This window comes from Bradyrhizobium algeriense, assembly GCF_036924595.1.
GTDB lineage: Bacteria > Pseudomonadota > Alphaproteobacteria > Rhizobiales > Xanthobacteraceae > Bradyrhizobium > Bradyrhizobium algeriense.
Genome location: NZ_JAZHRV010000001.1, coordinates 2,826,305 through 2,845,170, shown reverse-complemented (window position 1 = coordinate 2,845,170; position 18,866 = coordinate 2,826,305). Strand labels below are relative to the sequence as shown.

Below are 18,866 nucleotides of genomic sequence, written 5' to 3'. Positions count from 1 at the left end.
TCCTCTGCCCTCATCCGAGGCCGTTGTGATCGAACCCATCCTTGTATTCGGGATACCCGTCGACTTCATCCTGTTCGCGCTGACGCTGCTCGGGGTCGCGCTGTTCCATCACAAGACGCTTCAGGTCGCGCTCGCCGGCCTTGCCGCGATCATCGTCTACAAGTTGATCTTCACCGGGTTCAAATACGGCACCGGCCTCGGCGGCCTCGGCCACCATATGGCGCACGAGTGGGTCACGCTCGGCAATCTGTTCCTGCTCTTGATGGGGTTTGCGCTGCTGTCCCGGCATTTCGAGGAAAGCCGGATTCCGGATGAGATGCCGGCGCTGTTGCCGGACGACTGGAAGGGCGGCGTGGTCCTGCTCGCCCTGGTGTTCGTGCTGTCGAGCTTCCTCGACAATATCGCCGCCGCCCTGATCGGCGGCACCGTTGCGCGGCACGTGTTCCGGGGCAAGGTTCACATCGGCTATCTCGCGGCAATCGTCGCAGCCTCGAATGCCGGCGGAGCCGGCAGCGTCGTCGGCGACACCACCACCACCATGATGTGGATCGCGGGCGTCAGTCCGCTCGCCGTGGTGGAGGCCTATATCGCGGCCATCGTTGCGATGCTGATCTTCGCGGTGCCCGCTTCCATTCAGCAACAGCGCTACTCGCCAATCCAAAAGGATGCGTCAAAGGGGCTGAAGATCGACCCGGCGCGGGTGTTCATCGTCGCCGCCATTCTCGTCGCCGCACTGGCCGCGAACATCACCGCCAATTTGAAGTTCCCTGCCCTGCTCGATGCTGTCCCGGTTCTCGGCATCGCCGTCTGGGTCGTCATTCTGCTGACGGCGGGATTGCGCACGCCGGATTGGAAGGTGATGCCCGAGACCTTCAAGGGCACGATCTTTCTTCTGGCATTGGTCACCTCGGCTTCGCTGATGCCGGTCGAGAAGCTGCCGGTCGCTTCATGGCCGACCGCGCTGGGCTTGGGCTTCGTCTCCGCCGTGTTCGACAACATTCCCCTCACCGCGCTCGCGCTGAAACAAGGCGGCTACGACTGGGGCTATCTGGCCTATGCCGTCGGCTTCGGCGGATCGATGATCTGGTTCGGCTCATCGGCGGGCGTCGCCTTGTCGAACATGTATCCGGAGGCCAAATCCGTCGGCCGCTGGATCAGCCAGGGATGGCCGGTGGCTGTGGCCTATGTCGTCGGGTTTTTCGTGATGCTGGCGGTGCTCGGGTGGCACCCCGACAAGCCGGTTTAGCCGCGTTCCATGCACAGCGACGTTGATGGCCGGCCCCTGGCCGGCCATCATCCACTGCCCGGTTTCGCCCAACAGACTTAAGCCGCAATGTCATCCAAGTTTCAGGCTAGTTTTTACATGTAGCGAATCGGCCCGCTGATTCGGCGGACGATCGTGATGCGCGGGGGTATTGCCATGGCATTTTTTAAGCGCGAGCTTTTTATGCGCGAGCTCGGCCCGATCGAGCGCTTTGAGAACGCGCTGAAGGAAAAGTTGGCGGCGCGGCAGAAGTTGGCCGAGCGGCTGAGCGTCGCCGAGTCGGAACTTGCAGAAAAACGCACCGCCGCCGAACGGCTGGCGGTAGCCGGTGCTGCCAATGCCCGGCTCGATCGCGCCGAAGCTGCCATGCGCGCCGTCGAGGACCGCACCAAGACGATGCGTGCCGAACTGCTGGAATTCGACGAGCAGGTCGCTTCAGCCGAACGCGCGCTGGCGGACGCCAAGGCCCAGCGCGACCGCGATGCGCTGGCGGACCAGATCGAGGCGATGGCTGCGGCGATAGAGCGGGCCGCGCCGGGATTTGACGGCGGCGCCACCGCGCTGGTCGAGGCCGTCACGAAAAGCGCGATGTCGATACCGGAAGCGACCAGGTTCTCGAGCAACGTGGATGCCGTTCGCCGCGAGGTTCTTGCGGCGGCAGACTTGATATGTTGGGAGCTGCGATCCGCAGCCGTACGCACCCGCGCTGGTAACGCCAACCTCGCCAGCATCGCGCTATCAGAGGCGGAGCAACCGCCATCGGCGGAGATCGATCGGCAATTGATTTACACCCTCCATCCCCTGCTTTGGCGCGAGGGCGACGAGGTGCGCAAGGTTCCGGCCTTTGCGCTGGTCGGGCTGCCCAAGGCGCTGCTGCCGGTAGCCCTGCAGCATCAGCATGTGGACCATCTCAACGCCCGCCGCGTGCAGACCCTGATGCATCTTCATGGCAGCGCAGGACTCAACGGCGAACCCGAGCATGACGATCCGCAGCTCGTCGATCTCGATGCCTTGCTCGCGGAGGAGACGCCGAGCGCGCAAGCCGATGTTGCGTGAGCCAGGCGAACGGCGCCGAATCATCGCGCGCCGGAGACATCAGACATAGCCAGCAAGGTTCCCCCGGAAATCGGGTGGCCGCCGCGCCTCCATCCTGCGATCCAACGCCCTTGAAGCAGGCCGTGCCGCTCGGAGCGAAGCACGGCCATGGCAGTTGGAGGCACCGATGAAATCCGAAAGCGCAAACCGAAACGTCGTATCCGAAAACGATCCGGCAATCCGAAATCCATTCGGCGTCATGGACGTTCCAAACCCCAACGACGATGACGTGACGCAGTTTGCCCGCAACACGGTACCGGAAGAATCCGCCGCCGACGAAAATGCAAAGCCATGGAGCGCTGGAAATACGAGCGGCCCGCGCGGCACGATCGAAGGCGAGTGGTCGAGCCGCTGGAAGGGGGCAGCGGATCCCACCATACCGGGCGATGCCCCCGATAAATGGAAGCCGGGCCAGGGCGAAGCAAGAATCGTCGGAGACCGCGTGTACCTGCTATTCGATTGGGATTCCGGTAAGCGCAGAGGCCTGATCGAGGCCAGGCGCGAAGGTCCGCGCCGGCTGGTCGGGAAATATATCAACCTGAACAACCCGGAGATCACGGTCCCCTGGGTCGGCCTGATGGTGAGCGATCAGAGAATAGACGGTTACTTTACGCAAGGCCGGGTGGATTTCCGGAGATAGCGTTTCTCCAATGCCCCTACCCCGCCCGCGCCGCGCGGCGCAGCGATTGCGGGGGCTGGCCGAAGGCGCGGATGAAGGCGCGGCGCATCCGCTCGGGATCGCGAAAGCCCGTGACTTCGGCAACCCGCTCGATCGCCTCGCTGGACGATTGCACGCGTTGCCGCGCCACCTCGATGCGCAGCCGCTCCACCGCCTTTGACGGCGTGCTGCCGGTCTCCGCCATGAAAGCGCGGGTGAAATGCCGCGAACTCATGCCGGCCTGCTCGGCGAGATCCTCGACGGTGAGCGGTGCATCGAGATTCTCGCGGGCCCAGGCCAACAGCGGTCCGAACCGGCCGTTCGGTGCCTTCAATTCCAGCAGCGAGGAGAATTGCGACTGGCCGCCGCTACGACGGTGATAGAGCACCAGTTGCTTCGCGGTCTTCTGCGCGATCTCGTCGCCGTAATCTTCCGCGATCATCGCCAGCGACAGATCGATGCCGGCCGATATCCCGGCCGACGTCCAGATGTCGCCATCGCGGACGAAGATGCGGTCCGGCTCGAGCTTCACTTGCGGATAGGTTTTGAGAAAATGCGGCGTGCGCTGCCAATGCGTGGTGGCGCGGCGGCCATCGAGCAGGCCGGCCTCGGCGAGGATATAGGCGCCGGAGCAGACGCTGGCGATGCGGACGCCACGTTTGGCAATCGCGCGCACGAAGCCGAGCGTCTTCTCGCAGGTCGCCGCCTGCCGCACGCCCTCGCCCCCCGCGATGATCAGGGTGGTGATCGCGCCCGACGGCCTTAGCCCGCGCGCGAGCATCTCGACGCCGGAGGACGAGCGCACCGGTCCCGGCGTCACCGCCAAAACCCTGATCGAAGGGGCGTTTTCGGCGTAGCGCGCTCCGATCTCGAACACCGAAATCGGACCGGCGGCATCGAGCAGCTGGAAATCCGGAAATACGAGAACGCCGATCATCCTGCAGCTCGCTTTTTGGCTGATGTCCCGAAATGAGGGAAATATGCCATTTCGGACACGAGGCGACCATGTCAGGATGCCTTCCGTCAAGCCAATTTTGCGTCAAGCCAAATTTTCCGGAGGTCATGATGTCCGCGCCGTCTCCCACGCCCACGCCGCTTCAGATCGGTCTCGTGCTGTTCCCCAAGGTCACCCAGCTCGACTTCACCGGGCCGTTGCAGGTGTTCTCCAGCCTGCCCGGCGCACAAGTTCATCTAGTCTGGAAGCGGATCGAGCCGGTCACGAGCGATTCCGTGCTGATGCTGACGCCGACCACGACCTTTGCGGACTGCCCGCAACTCGACGTCATCTGCGTGCCCGGCGGGTTCGGCACCGACGACATGATCAACGACGAGGAGATGCTGGCCTTCCTGCGAAAGCAGGCGCCCGGCGCCAAATACATCACCTCGGTCTGCACGGGTTCACTGGTGCTCGGCGCCGCCGGCCTTCTCAAGGGTTATCGCGCGGCGACGCACTGGACGGCGATGGATTTCCTCTCGGCGTTCGGCGCGATCCCGACCAGGACGCGGGTCTGCGTCGATCGCAATCGCGTCACCGGCGGCGGCGTTACCGCAGGCATCGACTTCGCGCTGACGCTGGTCTCGCTGCTGCACGACAGGCGGACCGCGGAGACGATCCAGCTCCGGCTCGAATACAATCCTGCGCCGCCGTTCAATTCCGGCTCGCCCGACACCGCGCCGCCGGAAGTCCTCGCCTTCATGAAAGACAGGATCGCACCGGCGCAAATCCGCCGCGGCGAGATGATTGACCGCGCCGCTGCGCGGCTGGCGTAGCTCTGCCGTCATGCCCGTGAAGGCGGGCATCCAGTAATCGCAGGTGCCGGCTAGAGCCGAGAGATCACGGCGTACTGGATCGTCCGCCCCAGTGCGCAATCGCGCACAAGGCGGACGATGAAAAACAACACACGATATCGCGCGAACACAGAAAAAGGCCGCCTGGTTTCCCAGACGACCTTTCCTGTCCTACGGCAGCCACACATTAGCGGGCGATTTCAGAACCTCTGCACCAGGGGCCTATCTCCCGGCCGTGTCCTACTCGGTGACCGCTGCTAGCCGGGACAGTCGCGAACTGGAGCCCGACACCGACGCGATGGTTTCCCATCTCCGTAAGATGTCCCTATTGAGCAGCAAGCTCGCGGAGAGGACAAGATGGTCGCGTTGGTTGTACCCGCTGATCCCGTTATCCACAGGCGAGGCTTGTGCAAAATAGGAACGCGTGCGGTGCGGCGCAGAGCTTCAGCCCGGCGCGCGCTGGCTGCCCTGCGCCAGCTTCGCAAAGATGATGCCGTGCACAATCAGATACATTGGCACCAGCACGGTCGGAATCAGCGACCATGGTAGCATTTGCACCGCTTCCGAGCCTTGCCCGGCGTGAATGATCTGCAGCGGCGAGCCATTCGCGGAGATAATTCCGAATGCAAGCGCGGCCACGAGATCGAGCATGCCGAATGTATTCCATGCCCAGACCAGCGGACTAGCTTGTCCGCGCAGCGCGAGCCAGGCCACCGGCAAAGCCAATACGCCGGTGATGACATCGCCCCAGCCCGCCGAGGTTGGAAACGGTCCGCCAAGCCGGCCTTCGGCCGCGAGGAGGAGGAAAAATCCTCCCGCCAGCCGCCAGAGGTTCAGAGCGATCAGGAAGGGCATCGGCATTCCGAGCAGCGAAGCGCGCACCGACGGCGAGATCGACGCCGCAACGGCCGTCGCGACCAGCGGAAGCGCGATCATCGTACCGATCACCGGCGGCCCTATCGGATTTGTGCCAAGGAACAGGTTCGCGGCGGCAAGTGCGGCAGCCAGACCCGTCCACAGACCGGCGCCGACTGAAAGGGCAATGCGCTGCGATGCGCTGATCGGCATCGCGCCAGTGAGCGCATTGATGCTGACGATGATCGCGGCAACGAGAACGATGGTTCCAATAAAGTCCAGCATGATACATCTCCTTATGTGTAGTTACACCTATTGAGACAAATGAAAATGCTGACCAGGCGTCCGGTTCGTCTCACCCCAAATTTCGGGAACCCAAAAGCTTCAGCGCCGCCTGGCCGTCGGCGCCGAGCAGCTTGCCGATATGCGCCTGCGCTTTCGACCAGTGGGGAAATCCGCGACGAACGAGGCCGCGTCCCTGCGCGGTAATGGCAATCATGCGTGCGCGCGGATCCTCGCCGGCGCTGATCGAAATCCAACCCTTGTCCTCCAGCAGGGTTAGGTTGCGGCTCAGCGTGGTGCGCTCCATCCCAAGCAGACCCGCAAGCTTGCCGATCGGCATTTCACCGCGGAGCATCAATTGCGACAGGATGGTGAACTGCGTGACGCGGACGCCAGAACCCTGCATATGGGAATCGTACAGCCGGGTGATCTTCCGCGCGGCCTGTCGCGACGCGAGGCAGAAGCAGCCGGCCGCGGCCATGTAGTCGGTGTCGTGATCGGATGGTTGTTTCATGTGATAAGTGTATATACACCTATGATGCCCGGCAAGACACCTGGTGGTAGCGGCGGGTAAACTTACCGAGAGTTCAGCTTCCGGGCGTCCAGGCCTGATAATCGCCGGTCGCCTTGGGGCGGCGGCCGCTGACCAGCGTCGAGCCGGACGGACGGTAGGCTGCGGGCGTGCCGGTCAGGTTGGGAACATGCGGCTTTTCCCATTCCCGCGGCGTGTAGCTCTCCTCGGTCGGCGCCACGTCGACGGTGTGATGCAGCCAGCCATGCCATGATGGCGGCACCCGGCTCGCCTCAGCATAACCGTTATAGACCACCCAGCGCCGCTCGAAGCCGAGCGTCGGATCGATCTTGCGGCCCTTGGTGCGATAGTAACGGTTGCCCTGCTCGTCCAGGCCGACCAGCTCGCCGAATCGCCACGTCCACAATTGCGTGCCGAACGTCTGGCCGTTCCACCAAGTGAAAAATTTGAGCAGAAACTGCTTCATGAGGGCTCGGCCGGTTCGAGGTGACGTGTCGCTCTGATGCCATCGGCGGGGCGAATTGTCCAGCTAAAGGCTGTTTCCCGCCCTGCCCGTCGCCCTTGGTCCACACGGCACATTTCGGCGGCAGTTGCCGCGGAACCGGCGCAATCCGTTCATTTCGCATACAGCTCCGGCGGGGCAGGCTCGGTATGCGCACGATCAGTGCGTGGGTTTGGGAACGTCCACCTCCGAGGATGGTTGAAACCCATATCCCGGAAATGGAGCCTACGATGATTAATCTGAAAGTTTTGAGTACAGCAGCGGCGATCGCGCTTGTGTTTCCGATAGTCGCGTCGAGTATCAGCGCCGCCCAGGCGCAGGAAGGCAGAGGCGGCATAGCGGCCGGTGGCGGCGGTGCCAGGGCCGGCGGCGGCGGTGGTGGCGGCGCAGCCATTGGCGGTGGCTTTAGAGGCGGTGGCGGCGGCTCCGTCGCCGCACCCGGCGGTGGTGGCGGCTTTAGGGGTGGCGGCATGGCCGCTGCACCCAGCGGTGGTGGTGGCTTCAGAGGTGGTGGCGTGGCCGTTGCGCCCAGCGGAAGTCCCGGCTTCCGGGCTGGCGCGGTTGCCGGCACGGAAGGTCGCCCCGGCTTCGTCCGGCCCGCGCCCGGCGTCGGTGCAGGTGCCGTCGCGGGTAGCGGCTACTACGGCGGCCGTTACCATCGTCATCATCATCGCCGTGGCTTCTGGCCCGGCTTCGCGATCGGCGCCGGCATCGGGTCGAGTTATGGCTATTACGACAGCCCCTCCTACTACGATGACTCGTATGGATATTACGACGACAGCGTAGTAGCCGCAGCCCCCCCGGCCGACGATGATGCTGTGGCGTATTGCACGCGGAGATACCGGTCCTACGATCCGGCGTCGGGAACCTATCTCGGCAACGACGGGCTACGGCATCCCTGCCCCGCGCAATAGAAGGACCGCGCAATAGCAGGATATCGTGAGTTCGAAGGGCGGCGCATTCTTACTGCGCCGCCCTTTTCGTTTGCGAAATTACGCGCGCAGCGCCACCGCCACCCCGCCGAGCGTAAACGCCAGCGCCGCGATCTCGCGCAGGCCGAGCGGCTCGCGCAGCATCGCCGCCGCCGCAAGCACCCCGATGACCGGGACCAGCAAGGTTCCAATCGAAGCCGTCGCCGCCGACAGCCGCTCCAGCGCGGCAAACCAGCACACATGGCAAAGGCAGAACTGGACCAGCGTCATATAGAGCAGCGACAGCCAGCCGACATAAGATAGCGCTGCCAGTTGCGGCTGCTCGACCGCAAGCCCAACGATCGCGATCGGCAGGCAGCCGAGCCCGATCTGCCAGGCGGCCAGCGACAGCGGCGGCATCGCCAACGGGAAATGCTTGGTCAGCACGGTACCGAGGCCGACGCACACCGCACCAGCCAGCGCGCACGCGACGCCCGGCAATTTATCGACGCTGGCCTCGATGCCGTTGCCGCCGATCAGCACGGCGATGCCGGCGAGCGCGACCGTCAGCGCGACGGCGCGCAGCGGCGACAGCCGTTCCCCCAGGATCGGCCATGCCAGAAGCGCCACCCAGACCGGGATCGATATGCCGAGCACCGCGGCCTCGCTGGCACTGAGCCACAACAGCGCCAGTCCCATGAATGCGACCCAGCCGCCGATCGTCAACATGGAAACAATTAGCAATCTTAGCCACATCGGCCGCGGCACGCTCAATTTTTGCCGCCGCGCGAGCGCAATCAGCGCCAATGCCGCAGCGCCGGCGATGCCGCACAAGCCGCGCGAGGACAATGGCGGCCATTCCGTCAGTAAATGTTTCATGATCGGGAAGTTGACGCCCCACCCGACCGACGTAATGGCGAGCAGGACGAACCCGAGCGGCGACAGCCGCCCCGCGCGATCGATCGGGGGCATGGCAGGCGCAGCTCCGGAACCGGTGGATTGTTCTCGTTCTGACACAGCTAAACGTAATTGCCCTCAACAACTTTTATGTGCACTCTATCATACAGACGACCTGTCGGCGTTTCGACTTAATCGTCACATGGGATGTGCTGGTCACCTGGCCGCCGCCCGAGGAAGAAGGAATCATCGTGCCGCGCGTTCTCGTGGTCGATGACGACCCGATGGTCTGCGTTGCCATCGAGGTTTGTCTGGCCCGCAAGGGTTTCGAGGTCACCGTTGCCGACGGTGGTGAAGCGGGAATGCGCGCACTCGAATCCTCCGATTTCGACGTCATGCTGATCGACGTGTTCATGCCGCATATGCGCGGCTTCGAATCGATCCGGATGTTTCACGAGCGCAGGCCGGACCTGCCGATCGTCGCGATGTCGGGCTACGCCTTCGCCAACACCGAGCGCGCGCCGGAACTCCTGCGGATGACCATCGAACTCGGCGCGGCATGCTGCCTGCGCAAGCCCTTCACGCCGGATGCGCTGTTGACCTCGGTCAATCAGTGCATCACCACACCGAAAGCTTCTGCGCGCCACTCGAGATAGTGAAGTAAGCAACTGGCAATGCCCTCGCAGCGTATCATTCTTGGGATTGGCCTCGCCATCCTCCTCGTTATCGGCGCTGCCTCGATCGGTTTGGACCTCAAGTCGCGGTCCGATACCGCTTCCGTCGACCGTGCGCTCGGCATACTCGGCAAAATCTCGGACATGCGCCCGTTGCTGCGCCGGGCCGAAAGCGCGGCGCGCGCCTTTGCGATCAACGGCGATCAGGAATTCGCCAGGGAATATCGCGAGGCCAGCGACGCGATCCTGCCGGCGCTGGCGGCGCTGATCGAGGCCGTCAAGGACAATCCAGTCGAAAAGCAGCTCATCGAAGAGACCAACGCGCTGGTGGAGCGCCAGGTTACGGTCAATGGCGAGTTGATCAGGCGCCGAATCATGGGAGACACCGCCGCGGTCGCGGCGCTTGTCGGCCAGGAAGACCGTGCGGCGACGGCCGTGATCGCCGGGAACCTCGAAAGGACGGTGGCGGAAGAGCGCCGGCTGCTGTTCGCCAGACGCGCCGAATCCGAAACCATCGGCAGGTTCCTGCTGGCGATCGATCTCGCCGGCGTCACGCTGATTCTGATCCTCGCCACCGTTCTGACGGTATCGGCCCGCCGCTCGCGCCGGCAACTGCAGGATTCGCTGAGTGCCACCCAAGCCACCAACGAGGCGCTGGAGGCCGCGGTCGCCGAGCGCACCGAGCATCTGGTTGCCGCGCATGACGAACTCAGGCTTTCGGCGGCCGTGCTGCGCAGCACCTTTCACAGCATGGCGGAGGCGGTGCTGGTCATCGACACCAAGGGAGAGGTTTTGCTCTCCAATCCGGCCGCCGAGAAGATGCTGCGCTACCGGCCGGGAATGACGGTGGAAATGCTGCGCTCGCTCAGCACGGTGTTTCATGCCGACGGCGTCACGCCGCTGCTGGTCCACGACATGCCCGCCTCGCGTGCGCTGCGCGGCGAAGCGTTTGACGCCATCGAGATCGTGGTACGCCCCGTCAGCGGCAATCCGCCGGTTCATCTCCTGATCAGCGGCCGGCCGCTGCGCGATGCCGCGGGCGCCATCAGCGGCGCCGCGCTGGTCTATCACGACGCCACCGCCTCGCGCGAAACCGAACACAAGCTGCAGCAAGCGCAGAAGCTCGACGCCATCGGCAAGCTCACCGGCGGCGTTGCGCACGATTTCAACAACATGCTGACGGTGATCACCGGTACCACCGAAACGCTGGTCGCGCGGCTTGCGCGTGAGCCGGAGCTGCAGAAGACGGCCGAACTGATCGACCAGGCGGCGGAACGCTGCAGCGAATTGATCCAGCATCTGCTCGCCTTCGCCCGCCGCCAGCCGCTGCAGCCGCGCAATGTCGACATCAACGCCACCGTGCTCGATATCGCCAAACTGCTTCGGCCGACGCTCGGCGAGCAGATCGAGGTGAACTCGATCCTCGAACAGGAAACGGCGACCGCCCATATCGACGCCTCGCAGCTCGCCAATTCCCTGCTCAACATGGCGATCAACGCCCGCGACGCGATGCCGAACGGCGGCAAGCTGTTGCTGGAGACGCGCAACGTCATGCTCGACGAAGCCTACGCGCAGGCTAATCCGGGCGTGAAACCCGGCCCCTATGTGATGCTCGCGGTCAGCGACAACGGCGCCGGCATGTCGCAGGACGTGCTGGACAAGGTGTTCGAGCCGTTCTTCACCACCAAGGAAGTCGGCAAGGGCTCGGGCCTTGGGCTCAGCATGGTCTACGGCTTCGTCAAGCAGTCCGGCGGGCACATCCGGATCTACAGCGAGGTCGGCCACGGCACCACGATCAAGCTCTATCTGCCGCCGGCCCGCGGCCAGGTCGAGGCGGCGCCAGCCGCGGCGCCGCCGCTGCCGCATGGCAACGAAACCATCATGGTGGTGGAAGACGACGCGCTGGTGCGCAATTTCGTCACCACGCAATTGCAGAGCCTCGGCTACCGCACGGTGGGCGCCGCCAACGGACCGGCGGCGCTGAACCTGATCGAAGATGGTCAGGCGTTCGATCTGCTGTTCACCGATGTGATCATGCCCGGCGGCATGTCCGGCCGCGAACTGGCCGAGAAGGTGTTGAAGCTCCGGCCCGGCATCAAGGTGCTCTACACATCAGGCTATACCGACAACGCCATCGTGCATCAGGGCCGCCTCGACCCCGGCGTGCTGCTGCTGACCAAGCCGTATCGGAAGTCCCAGCTGGCTAACATGGTCCGGCGTGCGCTGACGGGATGAAGCGGTGGAAGTGGTGTTACCTTTTCACGCCTGCGGCACAGGCATTGCAAGCCCGAGCTCAAGCCGTCTCTTCTTTGACAAGCCCTGCGAGACGATAGAGTGAGACTGCCGGATGTAGTCGCCGAGCGCGGCATCGGGCAGCCCGGGCTTTGCGAAGTGCTGGATCCATTTCATGCCGCGCGATGCGAGGTACGGCGCCGGGCGCAAGCCCGGCTGATCCTTGAGCATCTCATACGCAATATCGCTCACTTTGAAGGTGACGCTCGGCTCGCCATGCTTGCCGCTGGCGATCGCAAAGACTTTGCCACCGACCTTCCAGACATGCGATCCACCCCACTGAACCACATGCGTGGTCGCAGGGAGCCTCCGGCAGAATGCATTGAATTTTCCGCGGGTCATCTTGTTGCGTTTCACCCAATCGGCCGCGCGTCGGACTTCCCATCGCGACGAGCGCCCAGCGCCTGGAGAGCATAATCAGGACAGCGCGCTTTCTGGACCGCGTGCGGGCCTATTTCATTACGAGCCATATCTCACGTTATTCTCATCGGAATGGTACCGAGGAAATCGCGCTTGCCGATTTCGACACCGCAGTGACGGAGGATGTCGTAGGCGGTGGTGACGTGAAAGTAGAAATTTGGTACCGCAAAGTGGTTGAGATAGTCCGCACCTCTCATGTGGCCCATATTCGTCGGACCGAGCGGGAATGTGATCTCGCTGTCGGCCGACTCGTCGATCTTCTTGGCGTCGAGCGTCTTCACAAAGCTGACTGTCTTGACGATGCGCGCCTTGAGCTCGGCGATTGTCTTCTCGTTATCCTCATACCTGGGCGGGTCGATGCCGGCGAGCCGTGCGCCGCCGTTCTTGGCCTGGTCACAGGCGCTCTGCACCTGCTGAGTGAATGCGAGCATATCGGGGAAGAGTCGCGCGCTGAGCAGCGTCGCGGGATCGATCGACCTTGCCGCAGCATATGTCTCAGCCTTGTCGAGAATCGCCGAGAGTGCATTGAGGCCAATCTCGAATACCGGAATTGATGCGTTCGACATCGACATGACGGGATCCTCCTTCGTTGATGGATCAGACAGGTCAAGCGGCGCGGTAGAATGACTTCTTCCGCTTGCCTGGGCGGCCTGGAAGCACCGTCGACTCGGCAACCCGGAACCCAAACGATCTCGTGCCGTCCACGCGAGCGCGCGCCTTGATGAAGCGCCCGCGGCCCCTTCGCCAAATCGTTCGCGCCGCCCAAGGTCTAATGGTGTATTCTAAGTGCATATGCACTTTATTTGTCAATATCTACGGCTTCTCCTCGCTTTGTCGACATCCATCTTTTATATGTGTATACACCTTAAATGGCCAATTTCTCTCAGTTGGCGCGACAGATGGCCGAGGAGTGTCCCGCCCTTCGTGTGCGGCAGGCCTCACGCGTTCTTGCCAAACTCTACGACGACGAATTAGCGCCCTTCGGGCTGCACTCGTCGCAGTTGCCGGTTCTCGCGGCCGCCGCACTGTTTGGGGATTCGGGCGCGACCATGAGCAGGCTCGCGCAGGCCGTGCTGATGGACCGCACTACGCTGACGCGAAGCATTCTGCCGCTCGAGCGTGCAGGACTTCTACGCGTCGCGCGGTCGCCGGAAGACGCTCGCACGAAAGTCGTCGTCATCACCCGGGCCGGCGAGCGCACGATCGAATCTATCTTTCCCGTGTGGGAACGTGTCTTCACGCGGATCAAGGAAACACTCGGAGAAGATACCCTCATCGAACTTCATTCGCAGCTCGATGAAGTGATTGGGTTGCGGGGTCGGCAGGCACCGGCGCGCTGCTCTTGACCAAGCCTTATCGAAAGTCCCAACTGGCCAACATGATCCGCCGCGCGCTTGCGGGGTGAACAAGGCGCAAGCCCCTGCTCTTGCGCCGTCGTTCTCGATTCCGACTTGATGTATGAAAGGGTGAGATGTTGGACGAAGGGATTCGGGGGAAGAGCCAAGGCTAATGGCCGACGTAACCTACAAGCGCTGCTATTTCGATTGGGGCGGACGCTGCGCCTACTGTGACATTGGACTCCCGCGGATAAAGTGGGACGGCAAGGTCAAGGCCGGCATCGACCACTTCATCCCGCTTTCAAAGGGAGGTCAGAACAGCCGGAGCAACCGTGTGCTATCCTGCTACCCCTGCAATCTCGCCAAAGGCGACACCGACCCGCGCGAGACGAATCAATGGCCGCACGTCCAACGGCGGCTTGCCGAGATCGCCGCGACGCGCCCTCTCAGTCACGGGCAGCTCAAACGGCTCCTGCCCGAACTGGTGAAACAGGTTTACGTCTAGGGCATGATCCGTAGCCGAAGAGCCCCGCGTGAGCGCAAAGTGGAACCGGTTCCCCTCGCGACAAGCGCAGCCAGTTTGCACCGAGATCATGCTCAAACAAAGAGAACGCTGCCCCCCTGACAGAGCGCCGTATCTTACGCTCTTCAAAGCGGGCGATTTCGCGCTCTCGTCCTCTATCCGCTAAACGCGCTGACCGAAAACCAGATGTCGCGGCTCCACATCTCTAACCGGCCGTCAGCAACAGAATCAGGGCCGAGCCGAGCGTCACGAGGACAAAGCGGGTCACGATCATGGGACGCAGCCAGACCGGGAAGACGGCGGATGCGGCGTTGATGACGTCCCTGACGTCGACCGCCCGGGCGTCGGGGTCTTGAGACTTCCGAAACTCGGCCTCCACGAACCGGACCGTGAACACCTGGCCGGCGGTGATGAATCCCCCGGCGATGAGAAGGATCGGATGGATGATCCAAGTCGCTATACGGCCGATATAGGGCGCGGTCAGGTTGAGCGTGGCGAGCGTCGCGAGGACTACGCTTATCCCCAAGGGGAGCATGAGCTCTGCAAGGCTCTCTTCGATCCGCACCCGGTGCCGCGAAAGAATCTCAACCGGGAAGCCCTGTCTGGTCACTGCGGTCTCGGCAGCACGCTGGCCAGCGGCGCCGTACCGATAGGCTGCCAGACCGATGACCAGGAACGTGACCGCGGTCGCATATTGAAGGGCGGCGATGACGCCGGGCATTGCGATATTTTCGAGAACTTGCACAGCCTTCAATTCTTAGCATGCATGTTCTTGCGCGCCAGCCTATGCTGGCGCGCCGTTCTCGAAGCGCGATCGCGCACTCGTCACTACGCGCCGGATCCGCCCACCACGATCTTCTCGTTCAGTTTTTGATCGACGGTCTGCACCGTGCGGTCGATCTCGGCATTGGGCGCGCCAAGCTCATGCGAAATCAGCTTTACCAGGAGGTCGACCCGCTCGATGAAGGGCGCTCCGGCGGCAACCGCACGGGCCGCCGATGACGGCTTGAGCAGGCTTTCCGCCGCCTTGGCATATTTCTCGAACGGCACCTGATCCGCCGGGTCGGCGCCCAGACGCCGGGCGATGCCGTCGACGTGGTCATAGATCGACTGCGAGAGTTTCAGGTCGCCGTGCACGGCGTCGCGGATCGACTGCGGCTCGTGCGGCGTGATGCAGCGGTAATTGCCGGTCAGCAGCATCGACCATTTGGCCAAGGGTACGAACAGCGAGTCGAACACTTTGAGCTTCACCGGAACGTCCTTGCCGTCCAGCGTCACCGCGTCGATATCGGCTTCGAGTTCCCGCAGCATCTTGTTGTGCTGCGGGTCTTCAAAGGCGGCGGCCTTGAAGTTGGTCGGCAGGCCGACATGAAGGACGTTCGCCGCCTCTTCCGGCGGGCGGAAGGCCTGCGGATCGGGCGAACACAGCGACACCAGTCCCGGCTTGAACCGCTCCCACACCAGCGCATTGGTATACGCCTCCTCCAGGTCCATATCCGCCAGCGCCGGGATCCGCTTGAGATAGGGCAAGGGCGGCATGTTCATGATCGAAAGACAGGGCAGTTTCGCCTCGGCGATCTTGATCATCAGAACGCGGATCGTATGGTTGGTGTATTGCGGCTCCTGCATCGCAAGGCCGACCAGATCGTAGCGCGAAAGATCGACCTCGGCGGGCGTGGTGGCGTCCAGTTTGCCGGGCAGATCGCGCGAGAAGATCGCGCGGTGCACCGCCTCGTCGCGCAGCTTGATGCGAACTTCGGTGCCGTCGCGATTGATGAGGTCCGCCGTCTTCATCCGGCAAACCAGAGTCACGTTGTGCCCCGCCATCAAAAGCTTCGTCGCCAGCAAGGAGCCGTACGAGGCTCCAAGGATCAAAATGTTGCGCGCCATACTCTCTCTTTCACAAATGATGCGGGGATTTTCTTGGAGGTCCGTCCCGGGGCGGGCCGAAATTTCGTCCGTGGCATACAACGAATTGATAGGCGCTACAATCACATAGCGGCCTGCCAAGACGGAAATAAAAGGGAGGTATTCCTAGGCCCGCGTCTCCTGCACGACGCCGCCCCGCGAAACTACCTCAGAGCTTCCGCAGATGCCGCAGCCGTAAACTCGCCAGGCAGGCGATGATCGCCGGAACGGCGAAGCTTGCCGGCACCCAGAACGCCACGTGCATCATGCTTTCATCCGTGGCCCCGGCGGAGAATCCACTGGCATTTGCAACCAGCCCCGCGAGCGCCGCGCCCAGGGCAAACCCGGTCTGCTGGACGGTGGGGACCGCGGAGGCCGCGACGACCTCATCACCCGCCTTGGCGCCGCTCATGATCCGGTGGGCGACAAAGGGCCAGCATTGGCCGATGCCCATCCCCAGTGCGACGATGGCCGGGATCAAGGCCAGCGTCGCCGCAGAGCTTGGGAGCAGTGACGCGATCGCCATCAGGCCGATGCCCATCACCACCGGTCCGGCCAGCATGAGCCGGTCCGGCCATGACCCGGATGCGCCGGCCGTGACAAGGGAAGCGATCGTCCATCCCAGCGAGCCGCTTGCAACCATGAAACCGGCCGCCAGCGGATCCAGTCCGCGCAAGTGCTGCAGGAAGATCGGCACGTATATCTGCAACGGGCTGAAGGTGATGCAAAGCAGCAGCGCCAGCCATAACCCAACGCCGGTCGGCGTATACAATGAAAACGCATCGCTCGGCAGCAGCGGCGCCGCCGCGACACGATCAAGCCGCAGCATCGCCGCCAGCGCGCCAATCGCAAGGACGATCAGGCCGGCTTTGGCCAACGACGATTCGACGATCGAGGCTGAAGACATCGCGGCGATTGCGAGCCAGATCAATGCGACGCGTCCGGCCGGCAGGCCTGCAGCGGGCGTCCGGCGTTCCGACGTGCCCGGCGACAGGATGACATAGGCGCTGACCGCCAATATGCCGGCGACGATCGCGGTCGCGACGAACGCGCCGCGCCAATTGCCGAAGCGGGCGAACATTCCCCCGACCAGCGGCCCCAGCAAGACGGACATGCTCCAGCTGGTCGACATCAATGCAATCGTCCGTGACCAGACGGCTTCCGGGAAAGTCGCTCGCACCGCGACATAGGCTGCGGCCGCCTCCAGACCACCGCCGAATCCCTGTACCAAGCGGCCGACAACGATCCAGCCCATTGTTGGCGCGAGCGAGCAAAGCAGCGCTCCGAGACCGAATGTCGCTACCCCGGCGCAGTAGGCCGCGCGGGGACCGACCGCAGCCGCGAGCATGCCGGCACAGCTCGCCGCGACAATGGATGACGCAAGAAATGCGGTTGTCGGCCAACTCAACATGGTGACGCCGCCCAGTTCACCGACGATGGACGGCAGCACGGTCGTCAGCATCAGGACATTCATCGATTGAAGCAGCACGCCGCCCAGCAGGATCCCGAGCGTCGGTATCCATTCCCATCTGAGCAGCGATCGCCATCCCTCGCGCCCCGGGTCCTGCTGCATGCCTGTTGCTTCCATTCCGGGACTCACACGCCGGGGTTGCCTGCCGGCTACGACCTTGTCGCCAGTACTACACCGGCCAGCGTGAACACCAGTGCCACAATCTGCGTCAGCCCGAGCGGCTCGCCCAGCGCGACCGCCGATGCGACGACGCCGATCACGGGCACCGCCATGGTGCCGATCGCCGCGACAGACGCAGGCAGGCGGGCGAGCGCGGCGAACCAGCTCACATAGGCGATGCAGAACTGGATCACGGTTGCATAGACCAGCAGCCACCAGCCGAGCCCTGTCACATCATCGATATGCGTGGTCTCGACGGCGAGACCGATGATGACGATCGGGAAACATCCCAGTCCGATCTGCCAGGCCGCGGCCGGGATCGGCGGCAGCGGCACCGGCAGTTTCTTCGCCAGCACGGTGCCGAGCGCAAAACCGAACGCGCCGCCGATCGCCATCACCATGCCCGGCAGTTTTTCGGTCGTGGCAGTGATGCCGTTGCCCCCCATGATGGCGGCGAGCCCCGCAAATGCCATCACCAGCGCCACCGTGCGCAAAATGGTCGGCCGCTCGCCGAGCACCGGCCAGGCCAGCAGCGAGGCCCATACCGGCATGGTGTAGGCGATCAGCGCGGTTTCGCTGGCCGGCAGCCACAATAGCGCCAACCCCATCAGCACCATCCAGCCGGTGACGTTGAGCAGCGCCGCCAGCATCAGCCGCGGCCATAAATGCCGCTCGACCCTCAGGCTCTGGGAGCGCGCCAGCGCCAGCACGGCCAGCAGTGCCGCACCGATCACGCCGGTCGAGCCGCGCAAGGTCAGCGGCGGCAACTCGCTCAACAGGTACTTCGTGACGGGCCAGTTAAAACCCCAGCCCACTGAGGTGATGGCGAGGAACATCAGGCCTGCGGGCGCGATCCGCGCCGGCGCGGTGGGTTTTGATTCTGTCATGGAGCCCGGCAAAGGGTGGAATCGGCGGTCACCTTGCCGCTTATCGGCGGCCGCGACCACGGGTGCGCGGACATGCCAGACCTCCCCTCCCCGTAGCCACACGTGAGTCTCATCAACGCAATCCCGAATGGCGAAAAAATACCTGCCCTGTGAACAGCGGGACGAAGCTGGTTTCCACACCTCCGAACAAAATTTTTTCCCTTGGGAATCCCTGAGGACTCACTGATACTTGGGCCCATCACAGGCGCGCGATCACCCCCTGTTTTCCCTCACTTTCCACCATATTTAGTATTTGATTCAGGAACTCGTACTAGTCCTTGACGGGCGCGACGGGTTTGGCCTAGCCTCTTTGCTGGACGGCGCGAGTTAAGTTTTGGGTCCCGCCGGACGCTTCCAAACGGGTTCCAGAGC

Annotated in this window: 20 protein-coding genes; 9 read left to right on the top strand and 11 right to left on the bottom strand. The window is 63.4% G+C overall.

All coding sequences use genetic code 11. The annotated features are described in order from the left end of the window. Positions 1–25 precede the first annotated feature (25 nt). The 3 genes from V1286_RS14075 (at position 26) to V1286_RS14065 (ending at position 2,999) form a co-directional block, all read left to right on the top strand. Positions 26–1,246 carry a citrate transporter gene (locus V1286_RS14075; RefSeq protein ID WP_334480383.1) on the top strand — a complete coding sequence of 407 codons (1,221 nt, stop codon included), beginning with the start codon at positions 26–28 and terminating at the stop codon, positions 1,244–1,246. 174 nt (positions 1,247–1,420) lie between these two features. Further along, positions 1,421–2,320, top strand: coding sequence for a coiled-coil domain-containing protein (locus V1286_RS14070; RefSeq protein WP_334480381.1), 900 nt, complete (start codon positions 1,421–1,423; stop codon positions 2,318–2,320). A 166-nt stretch (positions 2,321–2,486) separates the two neighbouring features. Next, positions 2,487–2,999 carry a hypothetical protein gene (locus V1286_RS14065; protein WP_334480380.1) on the top strand — a complete coding sequence of 171 codons (513 nt, stop codon included), beginning with the start codon at positions 2,487–2,489 and terminating at the stop codon, positions 2,997–2,999. Positions 3,000–3,015: 16 nt separating this feature from the next. Here the strand turns inward: V1286_RS14065 and V1286_RS14060 are convergent, their stop codons facing one another. Further along, entirely contained in the window at positions 3,016–3,954 is a 939-nt protein-coding gene (locus V1286_RS14060; RefSeq protein ID WP_334480378.1) for a GlxA family transcriptional regulator, read from the bottom strand. 128 nt (positions 3,955–4,082) lie between these two features. On the opposite strand from V1286_RS14060, the gene V1286_RS14055 reads away from it, so the two are divergent. Further along, positions 4,083–4,787 carry a DJ-1/PfpI family protein gene (locus tag V1286_RS14055; RefSeq protein ID WP_334480377.1) on the top strand — a complete coding sequence of 235 codons (705 nt, stop codon included), beginning with the start codon at positions 4,083–4,085 and terminating at the stop codon, positions 4,785–4,787. A gap of 462 nt (positions 4,788–5,249) precedes the next feature. Here V1286_RS14055 and V1286_RS14050 read toward each other — a convergent pair whose 3' ends face one another. The 3 genes from V1286_RS14050 to V1286_RS14040 all read right to left on the bottom strand — a co-directional run bounded on the left by V1286_RS14050 (position 5,250) and on the right by V1286_RS14040 (position 6,940). Continuing rightward, entirely contained in the window at positions 5,250–5,945 is a 696-nt protein-coding gene (locus V1286_RS14050) for a hypothetical protein (RefSeq protein WP_334480376.1), read from the bottom strand. Positions 5,946–6,015: 70 nt separating this feature from the next. Beyond that, positions 6,016–6,456 carry a MarR family winged helix-turn-helix transcriptional regulator gene (locus tag V1286_RS14045; RefSeq protein ID WP_334480375.1) on the bottom strand — a complete coding sequence of 147 codons (441 nt, stop codon included), beginning with the start codon at positions 6,454–6,456 and terminating at the stop codon, positions 6,016–6,018. Between the two features lie 73 nt (positions 6,457–6,529). Continuing rightward, positions 6,530–6,940, bottom strand: a complete 411-nt coding sequence (locus V1286_RS14040) for an NADH:ubiquinone oxidoreductase subunit NDUFA12 (protein ID WP_334480373.1) — start codon at positions 6,938–6,940, stop codon at positions 6,530–6,532. A 266-nt stretch (positions 6,941–7,206) separates the two neighbouring features. On the opposite strand from V1286_RS14040, the gene V1286_RS14035 reads away from it, so the two are divergent. Then, on the top strand, positions 7,207–7,890 hold the full coding sequence (locus V1286_RS14035; RefSeq protein WP_334480372.1) for a BA14K family protein: 684 nt from the start codon (positions 7,207–7,209) through the stop codon (positions 7,888–7,890). A 78-nt stretch (positions 7,891–7,968) separates the two neighbouring features. Here the strand turns inward: V1286_RS14035 and V1286_RS14030 are convergent, their stop codons facing one another. Continuing rightward, a complete protein-coding gene (locus tag V1286_RS14030; RefSeq protein ID WP_334480370.1) occupies positions 7,969–8,859 on the bottom strand; it encodes a DMT family transporter in 891 nt (296 codons plus the stop codon). 176 nt (positions 8,860–9,035) lie between these two features. Here V1286_RS14030 and V1286_RS14025 point away from each other — a divergent pair, with 176 nt between their 5' ends. Together V1286_RS14025 and V1286_RS14020 are read left to right on the top strand one after the other, a co-directional pair. Continuing rightward, complete coding sequence (locus V1286_RS14025) at positions 9,036–9,440, top strand: response regulator (RefSeq protein ID WP_334480368.1); 405 nt, start codon at positions 9,036–9,038, stop codon at positions 9,438–9,440. A gap of 18 nt (positions 9,441–9,458) precedes the next feature. After that, the gene (locus V1286_RS14020; protein WP_334480366.1) at positions 9,459–11,693 is read left to right on the top strand and encodes an ATP-binding protein; all 2,235 of its coding nucleotides are present in this window, start codon (positions 9,459–9,461) and stop codon (positions 11,691–11,693) included. A 24-nt stretch (positions 11,694–11,717) separates the two neighbouring features. On the opposite strand, the gene V1286_RS14015 is transcribed toward V1286_RS14020, so the two are convergent. Both V1286_RS14015 and V1286_RS14010 read right to left on the bottom strand, forming a co-directional pair. Continuing rightward, entirely contained in the window at positions 11,718–12,092 is a 375-nt protein-coding gene (locus V1286_RS14015; RefSeq protein ID WP_334480365.1) for an MmcQ/YjbR family DNA-binding protein, read from the bottom strand. Between the two features lie 131 nt (positions 12,093–12,223). Continuing rightward, the gene (locus tag V1286_RS14010; protein ID WP_334480364.1) at positions 12,224–12,742 is read right to left on the bottom strand and encodes a DUF1993 domain-containing protein; all 519 of its coding nucleotides are present in this window, start codon (positions 12,740–12,742) and stop codon (positions 12,224–12,226) included. 297 nt (positions 12,743–13,039) lie between these two features. Here V1286_RS14010 and V1286_RS14005 point away from each other — a divergent pair, with 297 nt between their 5' ends. Together V1286_RS14005 and V1286_RS14000 are read left to right on the top strand one after the other, a co-directional pair. Beyond that, positions 13,040–13,516 carry a MarR family winged helix-turn-helix transcriptional regulator gene (locus V1286_RS14005; protein WP_334480362.1) on the top strand — a complete coding sequence of 159 codons (477 nt, stop codon included), beginning with the start codon at positions 13,040–13,042 and terminating at the stop codon, positions 13,514–13,516. Positions 13,517–13,679: 163 nt separating this feature from the next. Then, entirely contained in the window at positions 13,680–14,012 is a 333-nt protein-coding gene (locus tag V1286_RS14000) for an HNH endonuclease (RefSeq protein WP_108521271.1), read from the top strand. A gap of 223 nt (positions 14,013–14,235) precedes the next feature. Here the strand turns inward: V1286_RS14000 and V1286_RS13995 are convergent, their stop codons facing one another. The 4 genes from V1286_RS13995 to V1286_RS13980 all read right to left on the bottom strand — a co-directional run bounded on the left by V1286_RS13995 (position 14,236) and on the right by V1286_RS13980 (position 18,455). Then, positions 14,236–14,751, bottom strand: coding sequence for an arginine repressor (locus tag V1286_RS13995; protein WP_334480359.1), 516 nt, complete (start codon positions 14,749–14,751; stop codon positions 14,236–14,238). 107 nt (positions 14,752–14,858) lie between these two features. Beyond that, on the bottom strand, positions 14,859–15,920 hold the full coding sequence (locus V1286_RS13990; RefSeq protein WP_334480357.1) for a ketopantoate reductase family protein: 1,062 nt from the start codon (positions 15,918–15,920) through the stop codon (positions 14,859–14,861). A 187-nt stretch (positions 15,921–16,107) separates the two neighbouring features. Then, the gene (locus tag V1286_RS13985; RefSeq protein ID WP_334480356.1) at positions 16,108–17,511 is read right to left on the bottom strand and encodes an MFS transporter; all 1,404 of its coding nucleotides are present in this window, start codon (positions 17,509–17,511) and stop codon (positions 16,108–16,110) included. Between the two features lie 47 nt (positions 17,512–17,558). Continuing rightward, a complete protein-coding gene (locus V1286_RS13980) occupies positions 17,559–18,455 on the bottom strand; it encodes a DMT family transporter (protein ID WP_334480355.1) in 897 nt (298 codons plus the stop codon). Positions 18,456–18,866: the final 411 nt, after the last annotated feature.

Coding starts and splice junctions, on each gene's coding strand:
- V1286_RS14070 (WP_334480381.1), top strand. CDS start 1,421: ATGGCATTTTTTAAGCGCGAGCTTTTTATGCGCGAGCTCGGCCCGATC.
- V1286_RS14065 (WP_334480380.1), top strand. CDS start 2,487: ATGAAATCCGAAAGCGCAAACCGAAACGTCGTATCCGAAAACGATCCG.
- V1286_RS14060 (WP_334480378.1), bottom strand. CDS start 3,954: ATGATCGGCGTTCTCGTATTTCCGGATTTCCAGCTGCTCGATGCCGCC.
- V1286_RS14055 (WP_334480377.1), top strand. CDS start 4,083: ATGTCCGCGCCGTCTCCCACGCCCACGCCGCTTCAGATCGGTCTCGTG.
- V1286_RS14050 (WP_334480376.1), bottom strand. CDS start 5,945: ATGCTGGACTTTATTGGAACCATCGTTCTCGTTGCCGCGATCATCGTC.
- V1286_RS14045 (WP_334480375.1), bottom strand. CDS start 6,456: ATGAAACAACCATCCGATCACGACACCGACTACATGGCCGCGGCCGGC.
- V1286_RS14040 (WP_334480373.1), bottom strand. CDS start 6,940: ATGAAGCAGTTTCTGCTCAAATTTTTCACTTGGTGGAACGGCCAGACG.
- V1286_RS14035 (WP_334480372.1), top strand. CDS start 7,207: ATGATTAATCTGAAAGTTTTGAGTACAGCAGCGGCGATCGCGCTTGTG.
- V1286_RS14030 (WP_334480370.1), bottom strand. CDS start 8,859: ATGCCCCCGATCGATCGCGCGGGGCGGCTGTCGCCGCTCGGGTTCGTC.
- V1286_RS14020 (WP_334480366.1), top strand. CDS start 9,459: ATGCCCTCGCAGCGTATCATTCTTGGGATTGGCCTCGCCATCCTCCTC.
- V1286_RS14015 (WP_334480365.1), bottom strand. CDS start 12,092: ATGACCCGCGGAAAATTCAATGCATTCTGCCGGAGGCTCCCTGCGACC.
- V1286_RS14010 (WP_334480364.1), bottom strand. CDS start 12,742: ATGTCGATGTCGAACGCATCAATTCCGGTATTCGAGATTGGCCTCAAT.
- V1286_RS14005 (WP_334480362.1), top strand. CDS start 13,040: ATGGCCAATTTCTCTCAGTTGGCGCGACAGATGGCCGAGGAGTGTCCC.
- V1286_RS14000 (WP_108521271.1), top strand. CDS start 13,680: ATGGCCGACGTAACCTACAAGCGCTGCTATTTCGATTGGGGCGGACGC.
- V1286_RS13995 (WP_334480359.1), bottom strand. CDS start 14,751: ATGCCCGGCGTCATCGCCGCCCTTCAATATGCGACCGCGGTCACGTTC.
- V1286_RS13990 (WP_334480357.1), bottom strand. CDS start 15,920: ATGGCGCGCAACATTTTGATCCTTGGAGCCTCGTACGGCTCCTTGCTG.
- V1286_RS13985 (WP_334480356.1), bottom strand. CDS start 17,511: ATGCAGCAGGACCCGGGGCGCGAGGGATGGCGATCGCTGCTCAGATGG.
- V1286_RS13980 (WP_334480355.1), bottom strand. CDS start 18,455: ATGACAGAATCAAAACCCACCGCGCCGGCGCGGATCGCGCCCGCAGGC.